The following is a 13018-nucleotide window of genomic DNA, read 5'->3' as shown; positions in this document are numbered from 1 at the left end:
TTATTTATGAATAAGGGTGTCTGTATTCTTCTTATAACTTTTGTAGTTGTATTCCTCTGTTTTGGGCTTAACAATGATGCCGGATTTTGAACTGCTCATGATTTGTTGTTCTGTAAGCAACACTTTAGGTTTTAATTTTTGTTTCCATAGATCAATAGGAGGCGTTTTTTTAGGTTCGGCCAGGATCATAGATTTGGAGGATGAGAGCATTCGTCTGTCAGGTACACTGTCCCTGTGCTTTGCCTGGCTCCTGATGCTATTTGATTGAATGCTGCTTCCGTTGGGACTGGTTTGTAAAGAACTGTCGGGGTTTACGATATCTGGAAAAAGGCCTGCCCTATAACACAAAAATACAATAACGAGTAAAGTAGATGATGTAAGTGCTAATCCTTTTAAAATTTTTATTCGTGTCATGGTAAGCAATTGAGTTGGCAAAAAAAATTATAAGTTTATATGCGCTATCTAAGTTAAATAAAAGACGGGAAAAAGTATTAATTATAGCATTGTTAATTCCTGAGTATCTTAAGCTGAATAATTATTGGTTAACACAGTTATTACTGCTTTGGCATGGCTTTGGTAATTATAGCTATTGCAGGAATGATGAGCGATCGTGGTTGATGATTTCAAAAATAGGGTGACCTGTTTTGAAAAATAGCGGGTTAGGAAATTTCGGAATGAATATAAAAAGTTGATCTATAAAAAACCGATCATGTTAACCTTTTAAATAAAGTCCGGCGATCCGCCGGGCTTTTTATAGATCTATGTGGTTGAATCATTCTCCTGAGAGGCGTCGTCCTGTAGCCATCTTATGGCGTCATCTATTTGCTCGTGAGGGTATATGCGTAGTTCTCCCGGTATGTCTTTGCAGGTTTCATTGGTGAAGTTTTTCAATCCATCCAGGTCACTGATAATAGCGCAACGTTGCCAGCTGCTCCAGTCTCTGATAGCCAGCCATAAGCTTTTGATCCACCAGTTGATAGAGAAGCTGCTAAGATCGTGCTCCAGTACCAGCATGTAGTTAAGTTCCTTGTGCTGTCTTTTGTATTGTTGTATTGCCGGTACAAGGCTTGTTTCAAAGTCATGCCCGCTAATAGTGCCGCTTGCTTTAAATGCTACAATGGTATCTGATATGTTTTTTATTTCTGTAATCATAGGGGGTTTTTAGAGGCCTATGTAGTATAGGTTAACCAAAGTCGTACCGAAAACCAGAGACGCCTTACTAAACCGGTATAAGCTGGGTTTAACCTGTTGATATCCACCTGTAAAAAATAATTCAGATAATAGACAGCCGCTTATTCAACCTTTTTGGGATATGCTGAAATTAATTAGGGAGCATTTATGTTTTTATATATCTTTATGATATCATTTTAATATCAAATAATTTATATGGAAAGAATCGTAAAACCAATGTCAGGATTTTTGGCGCTGATCATATCCTTTGCTATTTTAGGGTTGGGTGTTTTCTTTATCTTTTTCAATCTGAGCGTACTGTTGCCGGTGTAGTGTTGGGCGTACTATGTTTTTTGCTATTCGTTTTTTTATAAAAGGGTTGATGATCATTCAGCCTAACCACTCAAGAGTGCTTACTTTTTTTGGCAAGTATGTAGGATCTGTTAAAGAAAATGGCTTATTCTTTATTAATCCTTTGTATGGCACGCATAAATTAAGTTTACGTTCTCAGAATATGCAGGGACAAACTTTAAAGGTAAATGACAAGATGGGAAACCCGATTGAGATCGGCGCCGTGGTGGTATGGCAGGTTGGTGATACCTATAAAGCGGCCTATGATGTGGCAAGCTATGTTGACTATGTAAATACCCAGAGCGAAGCGGCAATAAGGCATCTCGCGGTAAGCTTTCCTTACGATAACCTGGAAGATGAGTATGCTGGTATTACATTAAGGGAAGGTGGTGAAAAAGTAAACCAGATACTGGAGCAGGAATTAACCGACAGGCTGGCACGGGCCGGCATTATTGTACAGGAAGCACGTATCAGTCACCTGGCCTATGCTTCTGAGATTGCCGGGGCAATGCTGCAACGTCAGCAGGCGACGGCTATTGTTGCGGCCCGTACAAAAATTGTAGAAGGTGCTGTAGGTATGGTAGACCTTGCATTGAAAAAACTATCTGCAGAAAATATTGTTGAGTTAGATGATGAGCGCAAAGCTGCTATGGTGAGTAATTTAATGGTGGTATTGTGCGGGGAAAAAGCAGCCCAACCCATTTTAAACGCAGGCACTCTGCATCACTAGAATACATGTTTTGAACGATAAAAAGAGTTTTATATTAAGAATTAATCCCGACACTTTTCAGGCACTCGAAAAATGGGCCGCCGACGAATTCAGAAGTGTGAACGGGCAGATAGAATACCTGCTGCATGAGGCGATTTCGAAATCGGGGAGAGGCAGGCCTGGGGCTAAGTCAGGCGATAAAGTCAAACCTAAGGGAAAGGAAAAGAATTGACCGATTTTGTGATCCTTGTTATTGAGGCAACAAGGATTATAACGGGCTTTAGGTTGAAAGCGCTTGTTCCAGGTCTGCAATAAGGTCGGTTATATCTTCTAGTCCTACACTCATTCTGATGAGCCCGTCAGTAATGCCTGCTTTTAGCCTCTGTTCCCTGGCTACTCCTGCGTGGGACATGGATGCCGGATGAGACACCAGCCTATCGGTAGTGCCCAGTGATACTGCCCTCACAAAAATATTCAGCTTATCGATAAATCGTATCGCTCCTTCAAATCCATCCTTTAATTCAAAACTAAGAACCGCTCCCGCGTGCCGCATTTGAGATTTGGATAGTTCATAATCCGGATGTGTTTCCAGTCCGTTATAATTTACTTTTGAAACAGCAGGATGTTGCTGAAGGAACCGGGCTGCCACTGCAGCATTGCTGCAATGCCTGTCCATACGTGTAGCCAGGGTTTTTATGCCTTGTAGTAGCAAAAAAGCATCAAATGGATTAGCATTTACGCCCAGTAGCTTATAGGTGTGATATACTTTTTGCAGGCTTTGCTGATCTTTACCTATAATCACACCGCCAATAGCATTTCCATGGCCGTTTAGAAATTTTGTGGTAGAATGGAAAATAAGATCGGTGCCCAATTTAAAAGGCTGTTGGAGATAAGGCGTTGCGAAAGTATTGTCTACCGTCACCAGTACATCAAACTTCTTCGCCAACCGGCTCACCGCTGCAATATCGATGCATTGCATACCGGGATTGGCCGGCGATTCCAGGTGAATGATTTTAATGGAAGCTTTTTGCTGTAAAGTAGCTTCCAATAATACAGTATCATTCAAATCCAGAGCAATATAACCAACTCCAAACCGGGGTAAAATACTATGAAAGAATTCGTGCGTACCTCCGTATAAAGAAGGGCCCGATAGGATAGTGTCACCAGCTGATATATGGGACATGATCATGGTAGCCATTGCTGCCTGTCCGGAAGCTGTCAATAGGCCCCATGCTTCAATGGTGTTCCCTTTTTCGTCGGTTATACCAAAGGCTTCCAGGTCTGCAATCAGTTTCGCGGCTGCATCTGTTGTGGGATTCCCAAATCTCGAATAAGTATATCCCTTTTCTTCGCCAGAGAAACGCGCCATGCCCTGAGCTGCATTGTCGAATGTAAAAGAAGAAGTTGCAAAGATGGGCATCGCGTGAGCATGCTCCGGCATTACTGCACTGCATGCGTGAATAGCAGCGGTAGCCAATCCATTAATATTTTTATGGGTCATAATAAATATAAGTTGAGCGGTTAATACCTGCTAAGTAAGAACATAATTGTTGGTTTACCGGCAATTGTCTGCATTTTCTGATACGAATTATTTTCGCTTTAGGCGGACTTAGCGCCAAAACAAATACCTTTGGCTATCGCGTTCTCCAATTCAATGTTTAATAGTCAATCACCTTATATCGTTTGGTTAGCAGCAGTAATTGTTGCAATACTTGTTGGTATAATTACCTATCTGCTGGTAAAGCTTTCGCGGTCCGACAAACAAAAGAAAGATATGGAAGCGCGCTTTCAACAGGTGGAAAACCAGGTAAATTCTTTACAACTCGAAACCTTAGAATCAAGGCTGAATCCTCATTTATTTAAGAATATTCTGAACTCCATACAGTCACACGCGTATCAAACTTACTTTGCTCTTGATAAGCTGGGTAATGTGCTGGATTATATTTTATATGAGAGCAGAAAAAACTGGTAACACCCAAAGAAGAAATAGAATTCGCTTTAAGCCTTATCGAAATTAATAAGATAAAAGTTAGTCCGCTATTTGAGTTGAATGTTAAAACAAAGATTAACGAGTCAGAACCCTTGTATAAACAAAGAATGCTGGCCCCGTTAATTTCTATCGACCTGATAGAAAATGCATTTAAGCATGCCGACCTGCAAAGTTCCGATGCTTTTATTTCCATCATTTTCGAATTCAGGGATGATCATTTTTACCTGACGGTTTCTAATAAGATCTCTTCTAAAAAACCGATCGAAAAGGAGAAGAGCGGAATAGGCGTGACTACCCTGGAGAACCGCCTGCGCATCATCTACAAGAATCATTTTAAGCTGGAGAAATTTATTGAGGGAGACGTTTATATTGCACATTTAAAAATTAATCTCTTTGAACACAAGGCTCAGATGCTTACTGCTCGATGACGAAATTCCGGGACTTACTTACCTGAAAATGCTTTGTGAGCAATTACCCGATCTGGAAGTAGTCAAAGCTTTTAATAATCCTTTACTTTTTTGAAGGAATTGCCGGAGCTGGAATTTGACTTTTGTATATTGGATATAGAAATGCCCGAAATGAATGGCCTGCAGGTAGCATCCCTTTTAAAGGGAAAACCGGTTGTTTTTACTACGGCGTATAAAGAATATGCCGCCGAAGCCTTTGATCTGGACGCTATCGATTACGTGAGAAAACCGGTTAAAAAAGAACGGTTGCAACAGGCTGTAGATAAAGTGAAGTACCGGTTGGAGAGTAAAAGCCAGGGACCTCGTTTTGTGCAGCTCAATACGGAAAAAGGAAAAGCATTGATCTATTTCGATCAGCTACTCTACATAAAAACATCAGAGGTGGATAGCAGGGATAAAACAGCTTTGCTGGCAGATCATAGTTACCTGACGCTTAAAAATATATCTTTTGAAAAGTTACAGGAACTGCTGCCAAAAGAAGATTTTGTACGCGTCAATAAAAAAGAAATGATTGCGCTGAAGACGGTGCAAACTTTTCTATCCGATGAAATTACAACCAAAATTACTGAGGCTTCAGGCGCTTTTTTAAAAGTGGTGTTAAGCGAGACTTATCGCAAAGAGTTTATTCAACGAGTCAATCTTTGAGTTCATTACAGTTTTTTACCTTTTCATTACATTTTTCGCATTTTAGTTACATTTTTCCTTTTTTTATTTTCAGATACTCTGCACTTTCGTAACCGGATAAAAGATGTGGGTAGTGGCTCTTTCCCGGGGAGAATTTTAAACCGCACACGCTATTTAAGATGGGCAAATTCAAAAATACAATCTTCTATATTTTTACCATTGGTGGGTTCTCTTTACTTATTTACTGGGTAGTAATAATGGGAGGCAAGCTGGAAGATGGGCGACAAGTGGTAAAGCCCAATTCTTTCAAAGGACAGTGGGGCGATTTTTTAGATTCATTTTCTACCAACCTGCAGCATCCACTGGCACTTTTGTTAGGGCAGATTATTACTATTATCCTGGTAGCTAAACTTTTTGGATGGATTTGCAGAAAAATTGGCCAGCCAACTGTAATGGGAGAAATGATTGCCGGTATCTTACTCGGACCTTCTTTGCTGGGAATGTACCTGCCTGAGTTTTCCAATATTTTATTCCCCAAACAATCATTGGGTAACCTGCAGTTTCTGAGCCAGATAGGCCTGATCCTGTTTATGTTTATTGTTGGAATGGAGCTGGATTTGAAGATGCTGAAAAAGCAAACGCATGATGCAGTAGTGATCAGCCATGCCAGTATTATTGTGCCTTTCGCATTAGGCATAGGATTGGCCTATTTCATATATGAGTCTTTTGCACCGGAGGGTGTACAGTTTCTTTCATTCGGCCTGTTTATGGGTATTGCAATGAGTATTACAGCTTTTCCCGTATTGGCAAGAATTGTACAGGAACGGGGATTACCAAAACAAAGCTGGGAGCGATAGTGATCACTTGTGCCGCTGCAGATGATATAACCGCCTGGTGTATACTGGCCGCTGTTATTGCCATTGTAAAAGCAGGCTCGTTTACCAGTTCTCTTTATACGATAGGGCTGGCGCTTGCTTACGTAACCGTAATGATCAAAGTAGTACGCCCGTTTTTGCTTCGTATCGGCAACATTTATACTTCAAAGCAGGCGCTGACCAAACCTATTGTTACGATATTCTTTCTAACCCTGATTGTTTCCGCTTATGCAGCAGAAGTAATAGGTATTCATGCACTGTTCGGTGCTTTCATGGCCGGGGCTATTATGCCCGATAATATTAAATTTCGTAATCTTTTTATTGAGAAGGTAGAAGATGTAGCCCTGATTGTATTACTGCCGTTGTTCTTTGTATTTACCGGCTTAAGAACGCAAATAGGCTTATTGAGTGATCCGGCACTATGGAAGCTCACGGCATTGATCATCGTTATAGCGGTTGCCGGTAAATTTTTAGGTAGCGCGCTGGCCGCCAGGTTTGTTGGCCAGAACTGGAAAGACAGCCTTTCGATAGGAGCGCTCATGAATACCAGGGGGTTAATGGAGCTCGTGGTATTAAATATTGGATACGACCTGGGGGTTCTTACTCCACAAGTGTTTTCCATGATGGTATTGATGGCCCTGGTAACCACTTTTATGACCGGGCCGGCACTCGATCTGATTAATTGGGCGTTTAAAACAAAACCACAGGCATCGGCACAGGAATTAAAGGAGATGAGTAAGTATAAAATATTACTCTCTTTTGATCAACCTAAAACAGGCCTGGGCTTACTAAAATTAGCGAATGCTTTTACGAGTAAAATGAATGGTAATGCATCGCTTACAGCCATACACTTTTCTCCATCAAACAAATTGCATTTCTATGATGTGGAAGAATATGAAAAGGAAGTGTTTCGCCCCGTAGTAGAAGAGTCCGTTAACCTGAATCGAAAGCTGGAGACGGTTTTTAAAGAGTCTACTGATCAGGATAATGAAATTATCGCAGCAGCTAATAAAGGAAATTATGATCTGTTGCTGATTAGTCTTCAGGAGTCGATATATGAAGGAAGCCTGTTGGGAAGGTTGCTGGGCTTTACAACAAGGATCATGAATCCCGAAAAGCTATTGAATACGGTTACCGGCAGGGAGAATATTTTTGAGAGCTCACCGTTTGATGAACATACCCGCCAGATTGTTTCTAAATCACAGGTTCCGGTGGGTATTTTGGTGGATAAAGGATATTCAGATTTTGACCAGGTATTTATTCCTATCTTAGAAGAGCAGGATGTTTTTTGACGGATTATGCCCAAAAGCTGATTCATAATACCGGAGCCCAGGTAACCATTGCAGATACGTCGGATATTTTAAAAAGAAATGATGCAGCAAGAGAACGGATCCGGTCTATAGAACAAAAGGCGCCGAATCATATTGCCCTGAATAGTGCCGCGGTTATTACGCCGGAAAACCTGAAAGGACGTAACCTCATGCTCATCAGTCTTAACAGCTGGAGCGCATTGATAGAATCAAAAAGCGACTGGCTATCCGATATACCATCCACATTGGTAATTTCGGATAAGCCCGAATAATAAATAGTATTTATTCTGTTAACATTTAAAAACTTTCATTATGGATTTAAACAAAGTACAGGATACGATCATAGAAGAATTTGAATTAATGGTCGACCAGGTTAAAAGCAAGTTCAAATATCTTCGTCATTTCGCTGAAATGGGCGCAAAACCTGCTCTGAATGTTATTGAAAGAACAAATGAAAAGTTGATCAGGCTTACTAAATCCCGTATCTGGCTCGATGCTGAATACCTGGATGGAAAAGTGTATTATTATGGCGATAGCGATAGTAAGATCATCAGGGGATACTGGCGTTGTACATCAGGGTTTTCTCCGGAAGAACACCCCAGGAGATCATTAATTCCGATGTGTATTTTACCAATGAAATCAGCCTTCATAGTAATTTATCAGCTGAAAGAAGAAATGATGTTTCATCTGTTTTACAACGGATCAGAGCCGTAGCTGCCGGATACAAGCTGAAGAGTTTAGGCGCGTAAGATGTAACAGCTTTTCAATGTAAATTCGTTGGCTGGCTTTATCTGTCCCTTTAAGCCTAAGTTGCGCTTACGGGTTAAATCAGCTGTAATGCAGGGTAATAATGCCACGTATATGTTGGTGTATAAAAAAATATATATAATATTTACAACCCTTGCACTCTATATATCGTCAAAAAACTAAATTTGGCATCGCAATTGCATTTTTATATTTAAAATGATATATATGAGTATTACTAAAAACCTGACAGTCCTCCTTGTAGCCACTTCTATTTTCCTGATATCCTGCTCTTCCAGCAAAAATGCGCCGGTAGCGCCGAGAAAGGACTTTAAAGGTAATTGGACCATCAGCTCTGCGAGATTGGAAGGTGCTGACGGTAAAATAAATATTACCGCTTTCGATGATGCAGCTTTAAAATGCTTTGAAGGCAGCGAATGGGTGCTTCCTAACAATGGCTATGGCTCTTACACCATCAATGGCGGTGCTGACTGTCCGGGCGGAGAAAGGAAGATCATCTGGTCTCAGCGTGTAAGCGGTGGTACTACACTATTTAATTTCAAAAAAATGGATGGCGTAAAAAGAGCGATTCCAAACATGTAGAGGAAGGATACTCCTTGGAGGTTACTTCTTTTGCTGAAAATTCTTTTATCGCCAGAAGCCCGATCCAGTTTGAAGGGAAAACTGTTTATATAGTTTATAATTTTGAAAAAGATAAATCATAAACGCTATTAATTAAATTGAAGCCGCTTCTTTTGGGAAGCGGCTTCATCGTATCAGCAAGGATTAGTATGCTTTAATGAGAAGGCGAGCAATGACTGGTACCCAGTGGCGCGGCGCTAAAAGCCGGGCTTATATAAGGGATACCCAGGTTTAGTCCGCGTAAGATCATCAGAACTGCTACGATGCCGATGAAATAAGGTAAGGCTTTTTCATCGTTGACCTTAAAGAAAATGAAACCAGGTGCCCTGTGATCATCAGGATCAGCATTAATGGAATAGTGCCCAGGCCAAAAGCTGCCATAAATATCCCGGATTGCAGTGGTCCGCCAATGATCAATGCCGATGCGATGGCCATATAAACCAGCCCACAGGGTAAAAGGCCGTTAAGCAGCCCGAAAATAAATAAACCCTGTATTGAGGGCTTTCTGTTTAAAAACCGGGCAACATATTTTTTGAAACTTACCTGAAATGCAGACAGGATCTTTATAGAAGGCAGGTATTTACCCAATAAAAGTATTAGCAGTATCAGTGCTCCCATGGCAATAGAAAATAGTTGCTGGTAGCCTATTGCAACCAGGCGCGACCCGGTCCAGCCCAGTATTGCACCCATTGAAAAATAAGTAACGGTGCGGCCGGTATTGTAAGCCAGTGCAGACAGGAAACGTTTTAAGCCTGTGGTGCTATTGAGCGGCAATGCCAGGGCTAAAGGGCCGCACATGCCTATGCAGTGTACACTGCCGGCCAGTCCCATAGTTAAACCCATTATAATAGCTTCCAGCATTTACCGAATATTGAAATTTTGCTCGTGATAATAGACGCGGCCTTCGTTGCTCCAGTCGATACGAACTTTGTACCAACCTTTTTTGAGGTAGCTTAAAGGCACCTGGTAAAGATCTGTTTTAGCACCGCTCATGGGTATTGTTTTGTCGTCTTTAGCGTCAGATAATTTCATGAACTGTATGGATCCTGAATCCAGCAGTGTTACAGATGCAGATGGGAAAGAAATTCTTATTGCGGCACCGTCATTTTCTAAGGTAACCGAATCGTTCAGGGCCTGAAGGTTTTTCTTCCCGTCAATTACCTGCTGATATTTCATTTCCCGCTCGTAATAATTGGTGTCAACTACTTCGTTGGTCTGACGCATGGAGATATATACCATGGATATGATCCCTGCAACGAATACAACAAGGATGATAATAATTCTGTTTCCCCAACTCATATTTTTAAGTTTTTTGTTAAATAAAAGGTCCCAGGAAGGTAGATGTAATGGTCTGTATCTTTTGCCCGTTGCCATATACACTAATTCTTATTTTGGATGACCTGGCCTTGACTTTATCTAAGGGCACTGCTATAAAAAACGTTGCGTTACTTAAACTTTCCGCTTTTAAAGTGTGATGTTTGGTATCGATCATTTTAACAGTACCCGGAATGTCTCCTTCTACTCTTAGTTCATACTGCACATCACTATGAGTTTTATTAATGATCTTTGCCTGGAACAAATTAGAAAGAGAGTCTTTCCCCACCTCCTGGTATAGCTGTCCTTTTACTCTGGATATAGAAGTGTCAATGCTTTTCCTGGACAGTAATAAAAAAGACATTAACCCTACCAAAGCCAGTAACAGCACCGAATAAAATCTGATCTTCCCATTAATTCTGAAGGGTTGCTTTTTAGAGATCTGGTTCTCTGAAGCCATGCGTATCAATCCTAAAGGGCGATTAATTTTATCCATTACCGAATTGCAGGCATCAATGCAGGCGGTACAACCAACACATTCCATTTGTACGCCATTTCGTATATCAATGCCGGTAGGGCATACATTTACGCATAGTTTACAGTCGATACAATCACCCAACTGCTGGTCTATGCCTTTTTGATCTTTCCCCTGGGCTCACCACGGTTGTAATCGTAAGATACCTGCATGGTGTCTTTATCAAAGAGCACGCTTTGCAATCTCCCATAGGGACAAATAGTAGTACAAACAATATCTCTGACAAGGGCAAAAACAAAATAAAACAACCCGGTGAAAAACAGGAGACCCGCAAATAGCCCCGCGTTCTCAGAGATCGGATGTTCGATCAGGTTCAATACTTCTTTTACACCAAGTATGTAGGAAAGAAATGTGTGCGCAATTAAAAAAGAAATGAAAAGAAAAATGAAGTGCTTAAGCGTCTTTTTTAAGAGCTTTTCTTTCCCCAGGAACCATCATTTAATTTTTTTGCTTGTTCGGAGGGCCTTCTATCCACCATTCAATTTTGCGGAATACGAATTCCATAAAAATTGTTTGCGGGCACATCCAGCCGCAAAATACCCTACCGTATATAACGGTAAACAGTGCAATGAAAACAATAAATGCAATCATCGCTATCGCGAATATAAAGAAGTCATCGGGCCAGAAAATTTTGCCAAATAGAATAAACTTAGCTTCAGTAAAATTTAATTGTATTGCAGGTAAACCGCTTATTTTAATGAACGGAAGTGCAAAGAATAAGCCCAGGTATAAAAAGGAAAGATAATTGCGGTATTTATATAATTGGCCTTTTGGTTGTAACGCATAAATCCATTTACGTTTTCCTTTATCAGTAACATTACTGTGCCTGTCGCGAAAACTATCGCTTACTTTTTGCGGGCCAATATCATCTATTCCTGTTTCCATTTTTTAAGACGGCTTATAGTTTTGCCGTTTGAGTACTGCCTGTTGTTGCTTTTGCAGATGTGGAGTCCGCCTTCTGTGTTTCTTTATAAAGCTCACCCTGAGGCTCTTTGGCGCCTGCCGGTTTGCTGCCATGTGTAGATTTAATATAGCTGGCCAGTTGCGCAATCTGGTCGGCAGAAAATACGTCCTTCCAACTCATCATTCCTTTTTCCACAACTCCTAGTCTGATCGTTTTAAAAACGTCTCCAATACTGCCGCCGTGCAACCAAAAGTCATCAGTTAAATTAGGTCCCACACCACCCTGGCCATCGCTACCATGACAGGCAGAACAGTTGCTTGTATATAGCGCTCTTCCTGCTTCAATTCCTGTTGCATCCAGCATGGTAACGGTGTTTTCGTTGATGGCATCGCCTTTCAATTTCATGTACGCCTGCTTTTCAAGATTTGCTTTCGTTATGGCAATTTCATATTCCTCATATTGGCCGGGTCCTGCCTTAGAAACATGATAATGCCAGAGGTATCCGATACCGAAAATGATAGATGCAATAAACGCAATGGTAAACCAGGGTGGTGTTACATTGTCCAGCTCTTTAATGCCATCATAACTATGCCCTACGTCAAGAGAGGCTTCTTCGTCCATAGGTTTGAGCTTATTAACACGGCTCCACCAGGAGGAAGCATCTTTTAGTTTTGTTTTTCGTTCGACCGTTTTTTCTCTTTGCAGATCTTCTATACCCGTGAAAAAGCGGATCCAATAAACTAATGCAAATATGGTGATCAATTCCAGGCCTACGATACCTAATAACAGGTAGCGAAAAATATGGGCATCGGAGAAAACGCCGGTTACAGGCGCTGCAACTTCGCCGCCCTCCTGGCCAAAAGCCTGCAATGCGCCTAATGATAATAAGCCTACCAATAAGGATTTGGTGATCTGCCCGGTGGTGTTTTTGTTGCTTTTTCTTTTCTTGTACAGATCGAGTGCGGCCCTTAGCGTATAGCCCAGAACACCTATCACCATTGCCAGCAGGGCAATAGCAAATATTAAAACAGCATTAGCGTCCAGTGTAAAAGAGGGTGGAGTAGTAGCCCCGGTATTCTCCTGGGCCGGCAATGGCATTGTTCCTGTAAGCAAAAGAACTATAAATAACGTAATGGTTTTTGTTGTTTGTAATTTTTTCATCGCAGTTACTTTTATTGATCGTCAAGAGGTATATTTTCCATTTCTGCTATTGTATCACGGCTGGCTCTCATGGCGTAAATGATAACCAGTACAAAAACGGTAGTGAATAGCAACAATGAAATGATTGGGTAAATGCTGACACCGCTTATTTTTTCGAGATAGTTAATGAATTTCATTTTCTATAATTTTTTATAAAAGGAGTGCGGCTTGGGTAGGTCCGTA

The 13018-nt window shown here is 41.1% G+C and carries 17 protein-coding genes and 2 pseudogenes; 9 read left to right on the top strand and 10 right to left on the bottom strand.

The annotated features are described in order from the left end of the window. Window positions 1-414: a hypothetical protein gene (locus tag MKP07_RS34415; protein ID WP_240852552.1), complete on the bottom strand. Its 414-nt coding sequence runs from the start codon at window positions 412-414 to the stop codon at window positions 1-3. A gap of 345 nt (window positions 415-759) precedes the next feature. After that, complete coding sequence (locus MKP07_RS34410; RefSeq protein WP_240852551.1) at window positions 760-1152, bottom strand: SpoIIAA family protein; 393 nt, start codon at window positions 1150-1152, stop codon at window positions 760-762. A gap of 400 nt (window positions 1153-1552) precedes the next feature. Here MKP07_RS34410 and MKP07_RS34405 point away from each other — a divergent pair, with 400 nt between their 5' ends. Further along, window positions 1553-2251, top strand: coding sequence for an SPFH domain-containing protein (locus tag MKP07_RS34405; RefSeq protein WP_240852550.1), 699 nt, complete (start codon window positions 1553-1555; stop codon window positions 2249-2251). A gap of 10 nt (window positions 2252-2261) precedes the next feature. Further along, window positions 2262-2462 carry a hypothetical protein gene (locus MKP07_RS34400; RefSeq protein WP_240852549.1) on the top strand — a complete coding sequence of 67 codons (201 nt, stop codon included), beginning with the start codon at window positions 2262-2264 and terminating at the stop codon, window positions 2460-2462. Window positions 2463-2510: 48 nt separating this feature from the next. Here the strand turns inward: MKP07_RS34400 and MKP07_RS34395 are convergent, their stop codons facing one another. Further along, a complete protein-coding gene (locus tag MKP07_RS34395; RefSeq protein WP_240852548.1) occupies window positions 2511-3731 on the bottom strand; it encodes a trans-sulfuration enzyme family protein in 1221 nt (406 codons plus the stop codon). 129 nt (window positions 3732-3860) lie between these two features. On the opposite strand from MKP07_RS34395, the gene MKP07_RS34390 reads away from it, so the two are divergent. The 7 genes and pseudogenes from MKP07_RS34390 to MKP07_RS34355 all read left to right on the top strand — a co-directional run bounded on the left by MKP07_RS34390 (window position 3861) and on the right by MKP07_RS34355 (window position 8843). Further along, window positions 3861-4202 carry a histidine kinase gene (locus MKP07_RS34390; RefSeq protein WP_240852547.1) on the top strand — a complete coding sequence of 114 codons (342 nt, stop codon included), beginning with the start codon at window positions 3861-3863 and terminating at the stop codon, window positions 4200-4202. 125 nt (window positions 4203-4327) lie between these two features. Further along, window positions 4328-4648, top strand: coding sequence for a LytS family sensor histidine kinase (locus MKP07_RS34385; RefSeq protein WP_240852546.1), 321 nt, complete (start codon window positions 4328-4330; stop codon window positions 4646-4648). Window positions 4649-4738: 90 nt separating this feature from the next. After that, a complete protein-coding gene (locus MKP07_RS34380; RefSeq protein ID WP_240852545.1) occupies window positions 4739-5332 on the top strand; it encodes a LytR/AlgR family response regulator transcription factor in 594 nt (197 codons plus the stop codon). Window positions 5333-5490: 158 nt separating this feature from the next. Continuing rightward, a pseudogene (locus tag MKP07_RS34370) lies at window positions 5491-7478 on the top strand (cation:proton antiporter). Continuing rightward, entirely contained in the window at window positions 7475-7768 is a 294-nt protein-coding gene (locus MKP07_RS34365) for a hypothetical protein (RefSeq protein WP_240852542.1), read from the top strand. The pseudogene MKP07_RS34370 and the gene MKP07_RS34365 overlap by 4 nt, the downstream one beginning before the upstream one ends. A gap of 40 nt (window positions 7769-7808) precedes the next feature. Continuing rightward, window positions 7809-8245 (top strand): annotated as a pseudogene (locus MKP07_RS34360) (SufE family protein). Window positions 8246-8468: 223 nt separating this feature from the next. Then, window positions 8469-8843, top strand: coding sequence for a hypothetical protein (locus tag MKP07_RS34355; protein WP_240852540.1), 375 nt, complete (start codon window positions 8469-8471; stop codon window positions 8841-8843). A gap of 297 nt (window positions 8844-9140) precedes the next feature. Here the strand turns inward: MKP07_RS34355 and MKP07_RS34350 are convergent, their stop codons facing one another. The 7 genes from MKP07_RS34350 to MKP07_RS34320 form a co-directional block, all read right to left on the bottom strand. Further along, window positions 9141-9743: a sulfite exporter TauE/SafE family protein gene (locus MKP07_RS34350; protein ID WP_240852539.1), complete on the bottom strand. Its 603-nt coding sequence runs from the start codon at window positions 9741-9743 to the stop codon at window positions 9141-9143. Further along, the gene (locus MKP07_RS34345; protein WP_240852538.1) at window positions 9744-10181 is read right to left on the bottom strand and encodes a FixH family protein; all 438 of its coding nucleotides are present in this window, start codon (window positions 10179-10181) and stop codon (window positions 9744-9746) included. It abuts the gene before it with no gap. Between the two features lie 16 nt (window positions 10182-10197). Further along, complete coding sequence (locus MKP07_RS40505; RefSeq protein WP_262920137.1) at window positions 10198-10815, bottom strand: 4Fe-4S dicluster domain-containing protein; 618 nt, start codon at window positions 10813-10815, stop codon at window positions 10198-10200. A gap of 8 nt (window positions 10816-10823) precedes the next feature. Further along, on the bottom strand, window positions 10824-11048 hold the full coding sequence (locus MKP07_RS40500; protein ID WP_262920136.1) for a 4Fe-4S dicluster domain-containing protein: 225 nt from the start codon (window positions 11046-11048) through the stop codon (window positions 10824-10826). A gap of 121 nt (window positions 11049-11169) precedes the next feature. Continuing rightward, window positions 11170-11616, bottom strand: a complete 447-nt coding sequence (locus tag MKP07_RS34330; protein WP_240852537.1) for a 4Fe-4S binding protein — start codon at window positions 11614-11616, stop codon at window positions 11170-11172. A 13-nt stretch (window positions 11617-11629) separates the two neighbouring features. Continuing rightward, window positions 11630-12796 (bottom strand): cbb3-type cytochrome c oxidase N-terminal domain-containing protein, encoded by a 1167-nt coding sequence (locus tag MKP07_RS34325; RefSeq protein WP_240852536.1) that lies wholly within the window; start codon window positions 12794-12796, stop codon window positions 11630-11632. Between the two features lie 11 nt (window positions 12797-12807). After that, window positions 12808-12972 (bottom strand): cbb3-type cytochrome c oxidase subunit 3, encoded by a 165-nt coding sequence (locus MKP07_RS34320; RefSeq protein ID WP_240852535.1) that lies wholly within the window; start codon window positions 12970-12972, stop codon window positions 12808-12810. Window positions 12973-13018 lie beyond the last annotated feature (46 nt).

Source organism: Paraniabella hibiscisoli (genome assembly GCF_022512515.1).
GTDB classification, from domain to species: Bacteria; Bacteroidota; Bacteroidia; order Chitinophagales; family Chitinophagaceae; genus Niabella; species Niabella hibiscisoli.
Note: the sequence above shows the minus strand (reverse complement) of the source record. Positions and strands in the feature narration are given on the sequence as shown.